Source organism: Paenibacillus elgii NBRC 100335 (genome assembly GCF_004000865.1).
In the GTDB taxonomy this organism is placed as follows: Bacteria; Bacillota; Bacilli; order Paenibacillales; family NBRC-103111; genus Paenibacillus_G; species Paenibacillus_G elgii.
This window is the reverse complement of record NZ_BIMB01000003.1, coordinates 221198-237846: the sequence shown is the minus strand read 5'-3', so window position 1 is coordinate 237846 and position 16649 is coordinate 221198. Positions and strand designations below refer to the sequence as shown.

The window sequence follows — 16649 nt, the reverse complement described above, 5'->3', positions numbered from 1 at the left end:
GTGCCTATTATGCAAAGAAACGACTGGCCAACGACACAATGGCAAGCCTTAGACCCGGCAGCCTTGGGTATGGACTCGGAAAAGCTTTCAGCGCTTGAACCCATAATAAAATCCGAGTACAGCAATATCAACGGTATGGTTGTTGTGAGGAACGGATACATCGCTTATGAAAGCTATTACAACGGCTATGGCCCGGACGATCCGCACCATGTGGCATCTGTAACGAAAAGCATACTATCCGCTCTTATCGGTATTGCCATCGATGCTGGATATATTAAGAGCGTAGACCAGAAGGTGCTGGATTTTTTTCCCGAATATGTTTCCGAGGCTGCGGATCGGCAGAAACGTGAAATTACCATACGCCATCTTCTCACGATGACGGCTCCCTATCCATTTGAGGACTGGAACGAACCGCTGGACAAGATGTGCATGCAGGCCGACTGGGTAAAATATACGCTGGATATGCTGGGCCAGCAAGGAAGTATTGGAGCTTTTAAATATTCCACCGCTGGGGCGCACCTGCTTTCAGCCATCCTCACTCGCAGCACGGGAGCAAGTGCCCGCGCGTTTGCCAACGAACGGTTATTTAAACCGATTGGCATGAAAGAAATCCATGATTATGAAATGAAATCATTCGGGTTTGAGGATTTATTCGGGAAAAATGTGAAAGGGTGGGTTAACGACCCGAACGGCAACTCTACAGGAGGATGGGGACTCACGCTTACTCCACGTAACATGGCGCGTTTCGGTTTTCTATACTTGAACCGCGGCCGTTGGGACCATCATCAGATTGTTTCCGAGGCATGGATTGACGAATCAACCACGATGAACCCCCATAACTACGGTTATTTATGGTGGCTACGCGAAGAGGACGGAGCTTCTGCATACTTGGCGCTAGGCGATGGCGGCCATGTCATCTGCTGCATTCCGGAAAAAGACCTGATCGTAGCCATCGCATCGGAGTTCCTCATTCATCCCCGTGATCGATGGACACTGATTAAAGAATGGATTATCCCGGCTGTCATAGCGTAAAAAGCTCCTCTCCTTGGAACCGAATAGAAGAGCAACATTACAAATGTGGTGTTGTGATATAACTATACTTGAATTCGGACAAGGAGATGAAGACATGAAAAAGTTGGAAGGCAAAGTCGCTTTAGTCACCGGGGCAAGCCGAGGAATTGGTCGCAGTATCGCATGGCGTCTGGCGCAGGAGGGAGCTTTTGTCGCCGTGCATTATGGACAAAGACGAAGTGAAGCGGAGGCCGTCGTTCGGCAGATCGAACAAGATGGAGGGCGCGCTTGCGCGATTGGTGCGGACCTGAACACGTTCGATGGCGTACATGATTTATTCGCGGCTCTCGATGATGCCCTTAAGAAACATACGGGCGGCAGCGAATTTGATATCCTTGTTAACAATGCCGGAATCGGTCAAATTGTCAGTCTGGATGAGACAACGGAGCAATCTTTTGACGAGGTGATGAAAATCAATGTCAAAGCGCCTCTTTTCGTTACCCAGCAAGCTTTGCCGCGTCTGAAAGACGGAGGAAGCATTATTAATATTTCGTCCTTTGTGACGCGCGTAGCCTCCCCAAGCGTGTTCACCTACAGCATGTCAAAAGGAGCCATCGACACCTTTACCCGCCTTCTGGCCAAACAGCTTGGAAGCCGTAATATTACAGTTAACGCCATTCAGCCTGGTATCATTAACACAGAGATGAATGCCGGGACGTTACAGAATCCTGAAGGGCAACAATATGCGGCGGGTCTTTCAACCTTCAACCGATGGGGAGAACCCGAGGATGTGGCGGATGTTGCCGCCTTTCTCGCTTCGTCGGACAGCCGCTGGGTAACTGGTCAATTGCTCGATGTAAGCGGCGGATCTCACCTTTAAAACGCCAGTGAATTATGGAAAAAATCACCAATCTCCTCAGTGGATATGGTGATTTTTTTAATATTACCTTTTGCCCTCATAGATACTAAAGTATGGATTAGAGGAGCATTTTCGGGAAAAATAAGTAAATTGTCGTATTTAGTTTGTATAGGACTTATAGTAGGATAAATGAATTGAGAATTAAACCATAGAATACTGGGGCGGCTTGGACTGGTCCATCTTGTTCGCCGAGGGGAGTCTGGATATCTGTGAGCCTTACGGCGTGCTGGTGAATTTCCACGATGCACACATTGTCGGATTCGATGATCTTTCCGGCGCCGAAGAGGTCTGATTCCAGAGCGTCCGTATGTCGGGAATATCCGATACGATTGACGAGAAAGTATAAATCCAAAGGAGTTGAAGACATGATCGTATTGTCTAGGAGAACCGGAACATGTTCGTAATCCATGCCTACCTTAAGAAGTCGTCAAATCCATACTCTTATGAACGTCTTGCCTCAGAGTTAGGCACCTATTTTGATTTTGAAACAAAGAATGGTCTGAAAATAGGAACATCAACGAATCCGTTCACGAAACAAAAATATGCGATTCTTAATTGGCCAGGATGGAATTTTACGGCACACTTTGAAACGGGCGGCAATGTAGAAGCAGATGCAAATTATGTTGCAAGCGTCGTCGAAGATTGCCCGCCTGAAATCAAAGATTGTACAGAGCGCATTCGCTTTGTATTCTCGTCTGATGAGAGCCGGGATTTCACGAATCATATCATTTGGGCTATAGACTATTTATTGGAGATACCAGACGCAATCATTTTTGATGAAAGTCAAAAAACGATCATTCATTAAGAGGCAACGAGCAAATACATAGATCCAATCGAATAGGATAGGAGAGGAGAGATGGCGGTGCAACTTTCAGATTCCGCTTATTCCGAAATTACCGCCCTGTCTAAACAAGGCGATGATTTGGTGGAGGCGGGCGATCTTGAGGCGGGCAAGCATAAGTATATTGCGGCCCTCCGCTTATTGCCGGAAAACCATCGGGAGTGGGAGGCCGCGACGTGGCTGTACGTGGCTATTGGGGATGTTCATTTTCGAATGAACAATTATGACAAGGCATTCAAGTGCTTTTTTAATGCGGTACAGTGTCCGAAAGGGTTGGGTAATCCCTATATTCATCTTCGGCTCGGGCAGTTGTATTATGAACAGGAAAACCTGGAGAAGGCGACGGACGAGCTAACCCGGGCTTACATGGGGGCCGGTCTTGAGATTTTTATGGAAGACGACCCAAAATATCTTGAGTTTTTGGAGACAAAAATAAAGATTTAAAAGAACATTATCTCATTCATTGCCGCGTAAATTGCGGCTTTTTTTGTTTTTATGGGTTACGGTTCTTAACATGACACATGACAAAGCGGGCAGGAACGTGTCAGCGAACAGCTTCTTGACAGTTCTCCATATTATAGCTATTATAGACACATTAAATCTATAATTGAATGGGAAAGATGAAATCGAAAGCGACCAAGCGGGGCTGATCGATAAACATTTAAAAAGGAGAATAGACCTATGCGTAACGAACCATCTAATCGACACGGGAGCTCGGAGGTACATGATGATAAGCAAACTTTTGTCGACAAGCCGGGAGTGGGGATCTTGACCTTACTGCAGCCCCGGCCCGGGGAGCGAATCCTGGACGTGGGCTGCGGGAATGGGAACTTGACGGCTGAGATCGCAGCCGCCGGAGCAATCCCTATAGGCATCGACCTGTCGGACGAGATGGTTAGGCAGGCCAGACAGAAGTACCCTGAACTGAATTTTCAGGTGGAAAACGCTTGTCATTACCAGACAGATGTCCGCTTTGACGCCGTGTTCTCCAATGCAGCTTTGCACTGGATCAAAGATGCTTCCGGCGTTGCGAACTCTATCTGGCTGGCCCTTCGGGATGGTGGCCGATTTGTTGCCGAATTCGCCGGCAGCGGCAATGTCGCCGTGCTGACCGCCGCTATCGAACAGGCGCTGGAGATGCATGGCTACGCGTGGGCGGGGCGGAATCCGTGGTATTTTCCAACCATTGGCGAATACACCAGCCTGCTAGAGCAGATCGGCTTCCGCGTCACGTTGGCTCAGCATTTCGACAGCCCAACTCCGCTCAAGGGAGAGACAGGGATCCGGAACTGGCTGGACAAGTTCGCCGATTATTTCTTCCCGGACGTCACCCCGGCAGACAAAGCGTCGATCTACCGTGCTATCGAGGAAAAGGTTAGGCCATACATTAACCAGGAGGGCCAATGGATGGCCGACACCCGCCGATTGCGCATCGTAGCCATCAAGCCGCCTGCTTGAGAAGATAAATAGCCTTGGGATTTTCTTGTCGCCTGTGCCAAGGAAAAGGAGACCTGTATTTTGCTGAAATTGAATACCAACCACTTCCAAGCCCTCAACGAATACGTATATAACATACAATTGGCTATCCATGCCACGGCTGCAGCAACCTATATTATTAAGAACGACGTCGTTGTAAACGAGTGGTATTCAGGAAGACATGATTTTTCCGAAGATTCACGGCCGGTGAATCCAAAAAGTCAATTCAATGTCGGCTCAAGCCAAGTAATTCTTATCAAATACTTGGCATAACGGGATGCGCATGCTTAGTTATTCCGAAGTATGATGCAGTCGTCGTACGAATGTATAACCAGTTAACCAATACCGGCGATTATGATTATTTAAAAGATATCAGACGGTTCGGAAATTTAGCCAATGACCTGCTGAAGTCATATTCAGTCAATGAACCGGTCCTTTAAAGGGGCCTGTGATTTGTGGCTCATAAGATGGACATACTGACAAAAGCGACCATCTTATGGGTCGTTTTTGTTTTGATGCGAAAAAAATTATTCATATTGACAACAGCAGGAGAAGAACTAGGACGTCCGCCGTGGTTAATGAGAGCTTATTTGATTCACCAGGACATAACTCCTATTTCGAAAGTGGCGTTTAATCGATCGAACGATACGTCAATCCACAGTAATTCGACAGACGGTTGTCTAAAAAAATCAACCTCGCCCATCCACCTTTCGGTTGATCCGTTTTCTCGAATAGATGGGGTATGATGGAACCCAAGTGAATAAAAGTAAAAATTGCAAGTGAAGCCGCGGCCGAAAAGGAATTGCGCTTGTTTTTCACACGGAATCGAAGCTAAAGAATGGCGAATCGACGGGACATAATTCGCATAAATCAGCAACTATTTTATAAGATTCGACAAAATAAATCTCTATAAATTCCCAACGATGCATGATATTCTCTAAAAACGACGACTGCTCGTCATTATGCGCATAAAGTAGCTTTGTCCCGGTACATAGGAGAACCGATCAGTATGCCAGATACGGATTGTCCGAGGCTTCGGCAAGACATCGGGCCGGCAGCAAGCAAATCCGATGTCGGAAGCGCTTCCAAAAACGCTTTGAACTGGCCGGATCGCCGAGTCTGTGGTTATTCGTCACTGGAAATAAATCGTCGTGTTCCTGAAACAACCAAGGGGTACTCCATGAGGCAACTACTTTCCGTTCACCCGCAATGCGATCTGGGCCGTAGGGCCTTGTTTCAATCGAAATATGCTGCCAATTATTTATACGCTCCAAACCCGATAAACCTGTTGACATCAGCCGGATTTTCCTACATGCGGGAGCGTTGAAGTTGAATAGATTGCATGATCGGCTTTTCTTCAAAAGCCCCTTCCATCCGTACACCTTGCATTTACATAATTGGTCTACTTAATCCATTTATTTACGAAACCAATGAGAGGAGTCATGGTCATGGCGCAAATTATTCCAAGTTTAGAGTTAAAATGGGGGTTCCCGTATATGTCTCCTAACGGGACAGAGCCTTCTCCTTATGTGTATCAAATCAACCTGGATCATGAAGTGGGGCCGGGTATTTTATTCCACGATTGTCTGGTGAAAATCGCCAACGCTCACAAGGAGCATCAAAAGGGGAGCATCTATTCCTGCTACGGAAGCTGGATCGGCGCAGGCGTCGTATGGCTCATGTACCCGATGAATGAAGCCGACGAACGCGAAAAGGCTCTTTCCGACGAGCAAGTTTTGTGCGAAGTGCTAGGGGAAGAGGAGGGCAAGCAAACGATCGAGGCGTTCCGCTCTACGTTAATTTCGGACGAGCGCAAGCTTCTGAAATATTTGCCGTTGGCCAGCAATCCGTCTTCCCAGAAAGAAGAAACGCCGATGGAATATATCTATTACGCTGTCGTGCAGCTGAATGAGAAATCGGGCACCGCCGAGTACCAAGAGCTGGTATCGAAGGCGATCCAAGCTCACAATCAGCACGGTCAAGGGTTAAAATGGGTTGCCTATGCCGAGGAGGGAACAGATTCCCGTAAGGTCCATCTGTTTGTACCGATGAGAAAATTCGGTGATATGGATCCTTGGCAGGGACTGGGAGAGATTTTGAATGTATTCGGGAGCGAAGAAGCCAAGACGATTCGCAACTCGCTCTTGGCCGGTGTGGAAGACTACAAATCGTATTTGATGACTTTCGTACCCAGCTGCGACAATTCCGGCTGCGAATTCGTCGAGTAGCTCATTTTCCGAAAGCAAGACCAATTTGATCCCTTATAAAGGAGCTGTCCACTCATGGAACAATTTTTATATCACTTGGATTTCTATATTATCCCGAGCAAAACATCGCAGTTTGAAGAAAATTTCACCAAAATTTTGGTGGCACACCATAATCATGCCAAAGGCTTAGGGCACCGACTGACGCTTTACCGCACCTTCGTGGGCGGAGATGACGTGCTGTCGCTGACCATTCCGATGGAGTCGCTCGGCGACATGGATCTGTGGATGCATACCCCCGAAATTGTAATCGAGTATTTCGGCCAGGAGGAAGGCATCCGTATTTTGAACGATTATTCGTCGGCGATGAAAGTATGGAAGAGCCGGATTACGAAACGCTTCGAATTCAATCTAGCGATTTAACCCGATTGCTGCCACCGGTGAATCTATTCAGCGGTGGCAATCCCTTATTCTTCAGGATACTTATCTTCGAGGTGACGACAGTGCTCAAGGAATCTTCGTTTCTGGACATTCTTCGCCGACGTGTCGCCGACATGCCGGATCAAGCGATTCATACGTTCCTGCAGGACGGAGAGCTGCCCGGCGATTCGCTTACGTATGCTCAGCTGGATCTTCGGGCGAGAGCGATAGCAAGCGCTCTGCAAACCGAGGTTGCGCCCGGGCAGCGGGCGATTCTTTTGTTTCATCCGGGGATCGACTATATAACGGCATTGTTTGGTTGCTTGTATGCCGGCGTCATCGCTGTCCCTGCTTATCCTCCCCGCCTTCGCCAGCGGGCAGCGGGCGGGGGAAGCCATCGGATCAGCTCGATGATCCGAGACGCGGAGCCCGTTATTGCCCTGACGCAATCCGGACTGATGAAGCAGCTTGAGAGCTGTAGAGAGCAGCTGCCCGAGCTATCGACGATGCGTTGGCTTGCCGTCGATCAGATTTCTTCGGATCAAGCCACGGCGTATACTACATACGACTCCGCTCAAGAGGCGGTGGCTTACCTTCAATATACATCAGGGTCCACTTCATTGCCCAAAGGGGTAATGGTTACGCACGGCAATTTGTTGGCGCAATGCCGTCTGATGGTAGAATCCTTGCGGTATCGGGCGGACTCCGTTTCGCTGATTTGGCTGCCGCCTTTTCACGATTGGGGCTTGATCGAAGGGATCATGCTGCCCGTATACAACGGACATCGCGGGTTTTTAATGGACCCGGTCTCTTTCGTACAGCAGCCGGTTCGCTGGCTGGAGGCGATCACACGCTGGAAGGTAACCCACGGCGGGGGACCGAACTTTGCTTTGGATTTATGCGTACGAAAGGTGACCCCGGAGCAGATCTCCCAGCTGGATCTGAGCAGTTGGGAAGCGATAGTGGTTTCGGCGGAGCCGGTCCGTCAAGAAACATTGGAGGAATTTGCTTCCATGTTCGCTGCATGCGGGTTTCGCCGGCAGGCGTTGGCGCCCGGCTACGGCATGGCCGAAACGACTCTTCAAGTCTCGTCCGCTTTGCGAAACGGGCCTACTTATATCATGGGAGCTTCGGCTGAGCTGTCCTCGAACTGGATCGTGGATTGCACCGACGGAGAACCCGGCACGGCCTTTCCTTCCTGCGGAAAAGCGGGATGGGATATGAGAGTTCTTATCGTGGACCCGGAAACGCTGCAAGTATGCGCTGACAATCAGGTTGGCGAAATATGGGCAGCCGGCGGGTCCGTTTGCGCAGGCTACTGGAACCGGCCGGAAGAGACGGAAACGGCATTCCGCGCCTATACCAGCGATACGAAAGAAGGACCTTTTCTGCGCACAGGCGATCTGGGATTTCTGCGGGACGGAGATTTGTATTTTGCCGGCCGACGGAAGGACTTGATCATTGTTGACGGGCAAAATCATTATCCGCAGGACATTGAGCTTACGGCGGAGAGAAGCTGTCCGATTTTGCGCAACGGGGCCGGGGCGGCGTTTGCCGTGAGGACTCGAGGAACGGAAGGGGTCGGTCTTGTCTACGAAGTGAAGCTTGCGGCGCGCAAGGCCAAGCTCGACATGGAAGCCGTCGCCCATGAAATTCGCCAGGCGATCTCGGACGTTCACGGCGTTTCACTCGAATGCTTGACGCTGATCCGTCCCGGCAGCATTCCCAAAACGAGCAGCGGAAAAATCCAGCGAAACGCAAGCAAACAAGCTTATGAAAGCGGCCAGTTGGATGTGATTGGAAGCTGGAAGGCCGGGGTCGCCCCTGAACAAGAGGCTTCGCGAATTCCGGCGGGGCAGCGGTTTGCGAGTTCTTGGCAAGAAGAGGCATTGGAGCATTGGGTCCGTGAACAGGTAGCTTCCCGTCTGGGACTGCCTCCTGCGGAGATTGATCCTCTAACGCCTTTCTCGTCTCTGGGGCTTGGTTCGAAGGAAGCCATCCTTCTGACCGGGGAGATTGAGCTGCATGTCGGACGAAAACTGCCGCCAACCTTGTTGTTCGAGCAGCCGAACATCCGCGCCTTGGCGAAGCATCTGACAGACGCCGGGACAGATACGGGGGCCCGCATCCAACGAAACCATAGCGCAGAGCCCATTGCGATTATCGGACTCGCATGTCGTTTTCCGGGAGCGCCCGACCCCGAAGCTTTCTGGCAAGTACTGCAGAGCGGGGAGGATTGCATTACCGAGGTGCCTCCCGAGCGATGGCGGGTGGAAGACTACTATGACGCGGAGCCTGATGCGCCGGGGAAAACGTACAGCAAGCATGGCGGCTTCCTTGCCGATATCGATGCTTTCGACGCCAAGCTGTTCAATATCTCCCGTCCGGAAGCGATGGAGCTGGACCCGCAGCAGCGGTTGCTGCTGGAGTTGAGCTGGGAGGCGCTGGAACGCAGCGGTCATGCTCCCGACCGGCTGGCTGGCCAGCCCGCAGGAGTATTTATGGGCCTTAGTCAAAGCGACTATCAACGTATGCAGTGGATGGATATCGAACGGCTCGGCCCATATACGGCATCCGGCGGAGCGCTCAGTACGGCAGCCGGACGGCTCTCTTACTGCTTGGGGCTGCAAGGGCCTGCCATGGCGGTAGATACGGCCTGCTCCTCTTCGCTTATGGCCGTACATCTTGCTTGTCAAAGCATCCGTATCGGGGAATGCAAGATGGCTCTGGCAGGCGGTGTAAACCTTACGCTGTCGCCCGAGGTGAACATCGGTCTTTCCAAGGCAAGAATGCTGTCGCCAACCGGAAGATGCCATACCTTCGACGGTACGGCCGACGGCTATGTGCGCGGGGAAGGCTGCGCCGTTGTCGTACTCAAGCGGTTATCCGACGCCCAGGCGGCGAAAGACCCTATTCTGGCGGTTATTCGCGGGTCGGCTGCCAATCAGGACGGACGCACGAACGGACTCACCGCGCCGAGCAAGGCTTCCCAGACTGCGGTCATCCGCGAGGCGATCGGCAGCGCGGGCGTGAAGCCGCAGGAGATTCAGTACGTGGAAGCGCATGGGACAGGAACCGTGCTCGGCGATCCGATTGAAATTCATGCGCTTGCGGACGCGCTAGGCGAAGGACGCGGCTCGGATCATGCCCTTCTGGTCGGCTCCGTGAAGACGAATATAGGTCACTTGGAAGCTGCGGCCGGCATTGCCGGTTTGGTGAAAACGATCCTCTCTCTGCAAAACCGGTGCATACCCAAGCATCTTCATTTTCATCAGCCTAACCCTTACATCGATTGGAGCTCGCTTCCCATTGCCATTCCCACGCAAAGCACACCCTGGCCGACCGGACCTTCTTCTCGAAGGATCGCAGGGGTCAGTTCGTTCGGCTTTAGCGGAACCAATGTGCATGTGATTGTGGAAGAAGGGCCGCCGATTGCGGACAATCCGGTCGCGGAGCCTTCTGTTTCCCCGCTGCGACTGTTGACTTTGTCGGCAGGCAGCGAGCGGTCGCTGCGGGCTTTGGCCGGACGTTACGGGAAATTCTTGGCGGAAAAGCCGTCCGTCTCGCTTGCCGATTTCTGCTGCACGGCGAATACGGCGCGAGCCCAATTGCCGTACCGTACCGCCACAGTAGGGGCAACCCCCGAGGAAATGTCGGAGCAACTGCGGCTCATCGGCCAAGGAACGGAAGAAGTGTCCGCCTTGAAACGGACTTTAAAAAGCCCTAAGCTTGCGTTCCTTTTTGCCGGGCAGGGGGAGGTCTACCCCGGAATGGGGCGGCAATTATATGAGACGCAGCCGGTATTCCGGCAGACGATGGATGCTTGCGACAGTGCGCTTCAAACCTTTCCTGCGTTTAAAGGACGCTCGCTTAAGGCGGCGATTCTTCAGGAGGAGGGTGCGGACAATTGGATGGAAGACACTTCTTATGTCCAACCGCTTCTCTTTGCGTTTCAATACGCCTTGACCGAGCTTTATCGCGCTTGGGGGATCGGGCCTGCGGCTGTGTGCGGCCATAGCGTGGGAGAATTTGCCGCTGCCTGTGCCGCCGGAGTGCTGGACTGGCTCGACGGCTTGCGGTTGGTTGCCGAACGCGGGCAGCTGATGCAGTCGCTCACGGAACCCGGCCGTATGGCAGCCGTGATGCTGCCATTAGCGCGGGTTGAGGCCCTGCTGGAGCCGTATTCGGACCGGCTATCGGTCGCAGCCGTTAACGGCTCCGGGAATACGGTGGTCGCCGGCGATCCGGAAGCCCTTGACCGGTTGTTCGAGAGCCTGAAGGCCGAGGGAGTGGACTGCCGCTTTTTGCGGGTGTCGCACGCATTTCATTCGGCGAAAATGGATGCCGTGCTGGAGCCGTTCGAGGCTGCTGCGGCAAGGTACGCCTATGGAGCGCCTCAGCTTCCGCTGATCCGGAATTTGACCGGGACCGCTTGGCCGTCCGGGGAAAAGCCGGATGCCGGGTATTGGCGCGATCATCTTCGGCAGCCGGTACAGTTTGCAGCGGGTGTCCAAGCCCTCGGCGAGCTGGGCTGCGAAGTGTTCGTCGAAATCGGTCCGACAGCAACGCTCACGTATTTAGCATCCCAGTCTTTGCCTGATGCCGTTTGTCTTCCCTCCTTGAGGAAAGGAAAGGACGATAGAAGAACCCTTTTGGAGACAATGGGAGAGCTGTATTGTTATGGAATTTCCTTGAATTGGACCGCCGAGAGCGCGCAAGAATCGCACAAGACGGGAAGAAGGATAGCGATTCCGACCTATGCGTTTGACCAAGAGCGGTATTGGAGTCCATCGGTAGCGGCCTTTCAGGCAAGGAACAGGTATGTAGGCGAAATGAAGACGGGACCGGAAGCGACGGAAATTTCAGACTATCCGCCAATGACGGATACAAGTCGCGATGACCATGCTTTGCAAGAGGGCACCGACGAGCTTGGACGAATCTTGAGGGGGGGACCGGAGCAGGCGGAGGTTTTGAACGCCTATCTTCGGAAGCAGCTGGCTTCCATGCTTATGCTCTCCGAATCGTCTCTGGAAGGCGAACAAGCCGTAGGGACGCTGGGGTTCGACTCGCTGATGGCCATACAGCTGCGGAACCGATTGCAGAGGGATCTTCGGTTGACTGTGCCGATGATTTCTTTAATGGGAGAGGCGACCTTGTCGAGCATCGCTGCCGCTTGCCTGCAGGTACTCGATCTTTCAGAGAGCGCGGGTTCGTCAGGGGAGCAGGCGCCGATTTTGCAGCTCTCCAGGGGAGAAGAATCGTATGCGCTGTCCATCCCGCAACGACAGCTTTGGCTGCTTCAGCAGATGGACCCGTCAACGCCGGCCTACAATTTGCCCACCGGATTGCGCTTGAACGGACCTCTGAAGCAGGACGTACTGCATCGAAGCCTTCAGGAGCTTCTGAACCGACACGAGATTCTTCGGATACGTATCGATGCGATCGAAGGGGAACCTCGTCAACGGGTGCTTGTCTCCGAGCCTATGCCGCTGCCGGTCGTTGATCTCCGCCATCTCGCCCCGGAATCGCGGGAGATTGAAGCGAACCGCATTGCCTTGGAGGAGGCCAGACGGCCGCTGGACTTGAGCCAAGATCCGCTTATGCGGGCTCTCCTTATTAAGCTTGGCGACGAGGATCACATCTTGCTACTCCTGCTCCACCATATTGTGGCGGACGGCTGGTCCTTGGTCGGTGTTTTTATGCGCGAGTTGGATTTATTGTACGCTGCTTTCGAGAAGGGGGAAGCTTCTCCGCTTTCCGGGCAGCACATTCAATATATCGATTACGCCGAGTGGCAGCGGACGCGATTGAACGACTCTTATTTAGCTCCGCAGCTAAACTATTGGAAGGAGCAATTGGAAGGGGCGTTGTTCCATCCCTGCTTCCCGGCCGACCGGCAAAGACAAGCCTTTACGAAGCATCTTGGCCGGCGGATACACGCTTACTTGCCGACGGAATTGATGGAAGCGGTGAATACGCTGAGCCGCAATCAGAACGTCACTCCTTTCGTGACGCTGGTGGCGGCCATGAAAGCTCTGCTGTACCGCTGGACCGGTCGCGAGGACCTGATTATCGGCACTACCGTTTCCGGCAGGACGACGGAGGAGCTTGAGCAGATGATGGGCGATTTTACGAATCATCTGCCTTTACGTACGAAGGTTCAGGCCGATGCGAGCGCGCTCTCGTTCATTCATACGGTCGGAAACACGGTGATGAGCGCTTTTGCTCATAGCGAATGCCCTTTTGAAAAAATCGTCGAAGCGGTCAATCCGAGCCGTCATGGCAACCGCAACCCTTTATATGACATTGCGGTCGTGATGCATACCTTCTCCGGCCGGGCGGCCTCGTTAAAAATCGGGTCCTCGCTGGAGGCCGGTTTCATCGCTCCGGTGGCACAGATCGACAACGGGACGTCGGAGTTGGATTTGATTTTCGATCTGCTGGAGACCCCCAAGGGGCTGTTGATCGAATGCGAGTTCGATACGGAGCTGTTCGAAGCTGCGACCATCGAACGTTTTATTCAAAGCTTCGGAACGTTGCTGCGCAAGCTGGTCGATGATCCGGCGTGTGCGGTGAAGGATTTGCCGCTCCTTACGGAAGCCGAAGAGCGGGAGCTTGCAGCGGAAGCGATCCGGAGGCGCGTTGAGTTTGCGCCGCAAGCTTGCTTGCATCACCTTTTCGAGAAACAGGCGCAATGTCGTCCCGACAATGTGGCTGTCGTTTGCGGAGACCGGCAGCTGACTTACGGGCAGTTGGAAGCAAGGGCCAATGACACGGCGCGCAGGGTTGTCGCTCAGGGCGTCGGACAAGGAGCATTGGTCGGCATTTGCACCGAACGCTCGTTTGAGATGGTCATTGCCATTCTCGGCGTCTTGAAGGCAGGGGCGGGATATATCGCGTTAGATCCGGTATATCCGGAAGAGCAGCTGAACTTTATTCTCAGCGATTCTTCCGCTGCGGTGGTGATCGCGCAGGAGGCGACGAGGGAGCGCGCGTTACGCTTGGAGGGAGTGCAGGTTCTGTGCATCGATGCCGGGCCGGAACCCCGGTACGAGGATGGAAAGCCTCTGGACATCAAGGTGCAGCCGCAGGATACCGCTTATGTCCTCTATACCTCGGGTTCTACCGGAAAGCCCAAGGGAGCACTGATTACGCATTTTAACGTAGTCCGGTTGTTTCAAGCAACGGCGGATTGGTATCGGTTTGGAGAGAAGGACGTATGGACCCTGTTTCATTCGTATGCCTTCGATTTCTCCGTATGGGAGCTGTGGGGAGCGCTGCTCCACGGCGGAAAGCTGGTTGTCGTTCCTTACTCCGTTAGCCGTTCTCCCGAGTTGTTCCTGAACCTGCTGCGCGACCAAAAGGTGACGGTGTTGAATCAGACGCCTTCGGCTTTCCGTCTGCTGATCTATGCGGACGGTCAGTGCTCCGATCCCGTTCCTCTTTCACTGCGGTATGTGATTTTCGGCGGCGAGGCGCTTGATCCCGGGCTGCTTGCGCCTTGGGTGGAAAGATACGGATTGGACGCTCCGCAACTGGTCAATATGTACGGCATTACGGAGACGACGGTGCATGTGACGTATTCCCCAATCCGTTCCATCGAGGAGGCGATGCTTCACCCGGCTTCGGTCGGAGTGCCGATCCCCGATCTGGAGATCTACATTCTTGATGCCGGTCTGCGGCCGGTGCCGCCCGGCGCCGTCGGGGAAATCTGCATCGGCGGTGCGGGTTTAGCCCAAGGCTATCTGAATCGTCCTGAGCTGACGGCTGCCCGGTTCGTTCCGAATCCGTTCCGTCCAGGCGAAGGAGAACGATTGTACCGGTCTGGCGATTGGGGACGCATGCTGCCGGGAGGCTTGCTTGAATATGTCGGGCGAGCGGACGAACAGGTTAAAATTCGCGGCTTCCGGATCGAGCCTGGCGAGATTGAAGCTGTGCTGAGGCAGCACACGGCCGTTCAGGATTGCGTGCTGCAAGTATGGGAACCGGCCCCGGAGGATCGCAGACTGGTGGCGTATGTCGTTGCGAAGCCCGAACGGGTCGAAGTCGATTTGCCCGAAAGCGTGGCGGGTCAGGAGCAGGTGTCCCAGTGGCAGGCTGTGTTCGACACGACCTATAGCCAAGGTGAACACCAGGGTGATCCGACCTTGAATACGACAGGCTGGAGCAGCAGTTATACGGGTCAGCCGATCCCCGATCACGAAATGCACGATTGGGTCGAACATACCGTAGAGCAAATCGCCCAGTTGAATGCCAAAGAGATACTGGAAATCGGCTGCGGAACCGGGATGCTTTTGTTCCGGCTCGCTCCGGATTGTACGCGCTATACGGCTTTGGACCTGTCCGACGTAGCCTTGAACTATGTGCGGAGCCAATTGGCAGCCGCAGGGTTGGCGGAGGCGAAGGTGGAATTGCTCCATCGGCCTGCAGACGACTTGTCCGGATTGGAAGACCGCTTCTATGATGCGGTAGTCATCAACTCCATGATGCAGTACTTGCCGAGTATCTCGTATTTTATCCATATGCTGGAGCAAGCCATAAGGCGGGTAAAACCGGGTGGAACCGTGTTTATCGGCGATATCAGGAATGCCGCTCTGCTGGAGATTTTTCATACCTCGGTACAATTTTTCCGGGCGTCGGAGGACGCGGAGCTATCCGGCATTCATGCTGCCGCCCAACGTGCCGTTCGGGAAGAAAACGAGCTGCTCGCCGAACCGGAGCTGTTTTACGCGCTCAAACGCCGGATACCGCAAATTGGACAGGTGGAGGTTCGCCTGAAACGCGGACACTATGAGAACGAATTGACGCGTTACCGTTATGATGTACTGTTGCACATTGCAGATGCATCCGAGTCCGGTTCCGCAGAGCCGATCGAACCCGAACCGCTTGTGCTCGATTGGCGGAAAGACGGCCTTTCCCTCGCTTCGCTTCGGAGCATGCTGGAACGTGAGGAACCCGAACGTGTGATCGTTAAGGGGATACCGAACCGGAGATTGACCGGCGAGCTCGCCATTTGGGAACAGATGAAGCGAGGAGCGGAGAAGCGGACCAAAGCGGAAATAGCGCCTCATGACCTTCTCCGGATAGAAGAAGCTGTCGATCCCGGACTGCTTTGGGCTTGGGAGCAGGAGCTGCCTTACTCCATTCAAGTTGGCTGGAGCGGCGCAGCGGACGGCCTTCACACGTTTCAAGCGGCCTTGCGCCGTCAGGGGAAGGATGGCAAGGGTAGACGGGCGATTCTTCCTGAACCGACGCTGGAGGATAAACCGCTGAATTCGTATGCGAACGACCCATCCTTCGGCACGTTGGCCAGAAAGCTTGCGCCTCAGCTGCGCTCCTATACGTCGGAGAGGCTGCCTGCTCATATGGTGCCGTCGGCTTTCGTCATCCTGGACCGGCTACCGCTTACCGCGAACGGGAAGCTCGACCGCAGGGCACTTCCTGCGCCGGATACCGACCGGCCCGCTATCGAAACCGCGTATGTGGAACCACGCAATCCGATCGAAGCAATGCTGGTCGATATGGCTTGCGAGGTTTTGGGGATCGGGCAGGTCGGCGTGCATGACAACTTTTTTGAGCTTGGAGGCAATTCGCTGCTCGCGACGCAATTTGTGGGCCGGGTCCGCGCGGCCTTTATGATAGAAGTACGTTTGGTTGAACTGTTCACCGCTTCTACGATTGCTTTGTTGTCCGAACGCGTTGTGGAACTGCTAGTTCAGGAATTAGGAAGCGAGTTTGTGGAAGAAATTGCATTGGCAGAAGAAGCATGACAAGGGGG

General features: G+C 53.4%; 10 protein-coding genes. All 10 read left to right on the top strand.

Annotation, left to right across the window (positions count from 1 at the left end; genetic code table 11):
* The first annotated feature begins 9 nt into the window (after positions 1 to 9).
* The 10 genes from PEL01S_RS03775 to PEL01S_RS03730 all read left to right on the top strand — a co-directional run bounded on the left by PEL01S_RS03775 (position 10) and on the right by PEL01S_RS03730 (position 16641).
* Positions 10 to 1032, top strand: a complete 1023-nt coding sequence (locus tag PEL01S_RS03775; RefSeq protein ID WP_127459330.1) for a serine hydrolase domain-containing protein — start codon at positions 10 to 12, stop codon at positions 1030 to 1032.
* 94 nt (positions 1033 to 1126) lie between these two features.
* Positions 1127 to 1891 (top strand): SDR family oxidoreductase, encoded by a 765-nt coding sequence (locus PEL01S_RS03770; RefSeq protein WP_127459329.1) that lies wholly within the window; start codon positions 1127 to 1129, stop codon positions 1889 to 1891.
* Positions 1892 to 2096: 205 nt separating this feature from the next.
* Positions 2097 to 2222: a hypothetical protein gene (locus PEL01S_RS35095; protein WP_255320067.1), complete on the top strand. Its 126-nt coding sequence runs from the start codon at positions 2097 to 2099 to the stop codon at positions 2220 to 2222.
* Positions 2223 to 2324: 102 nt separating this feature from the next.
* Entirely contained in the window at positions 2325 to 2735 is a 411-nt protein-coding gene (locus PEL01S_RS03765; RefSeq protein WP_108533566.1) for a hypothetical protein, read from the top strand.
* Positions 2736 to 2792: 57 nt separating this feature from the next.
* Positions 2793 to 3215, top strand: a complete 423-nt coding sequence (locus PEL01S_RS03760) for a tetratricopeptide repeat protein (RefSeq protein WP_063177989.1) — start codon at positions 2793 to 2795, stop codon at positions 3213 to 3215.
* A gap of 237 nt (positions 3216 to 3452) precedes the next feature.
* Positions 3453 to 4229 (top strand): class I SAM-dependent methyltransferase, encoded by a 777-nt coding sequence (locus tag PEL01S_RS03755; RefSeq protein ID WP_127459328.1) that lies wholly within the window; start codon positions 3453 to 3455, stop codon positions 4227 to 4229.
* Between the two features lie 60 nt (positions 4230 to 4289).
* On the top strand, positions 4290 to 4520 hold the full coding sequence (locus tag PEL01S_RS35090; RefSeq protein ID WP_063177865.1) for a hypothetical protein: 231 nt from the start codon (positions 4290 to 4292) through the stop codon (positions 4518 to 4520).
* Between the two features lie 1175 nt (positions 4521 to 5695).
* Positions 5696 to 6475 (top strand): hypothetical protein, encoded by a 780-nt coding sequence (locus PEL01S_RS03740; RefSeq protein ID WP_127459327.1) that lies wholly within the window; start codon positions 5696 to 5698, stop codon positions 6473 to 6475.
* A 54-nt stretch (positions 6476 to 6529) separates the two neighbouring features.
* Positions 6530 to 6874: a hypothetical protein gene (locus tag PEL01S_RS03735; RefSeq protein WP_063177861.1), complete on the top strand. Its 345-nt coding sequence runs from the start codon at positions 6530 to 6532 to the stop codon at positions 6872 to 6874.
* Positions 6875 to 6954: 80 nt separating this feature from the next.
* Positions 6955 to 16641: a non-ribosomal peptide synthetase/type I polyketide synthase gene (locus PEL01S_RS03730; protein WP_127459352.1), complete on the top strand. Its 9687-nt coding sequence runs from the start codon at positions 6955 to 6957 to the stop codon at positions 16639 to 16641.
* Positions 16642 to 16649: the final 8 nt, after the last annotated feature.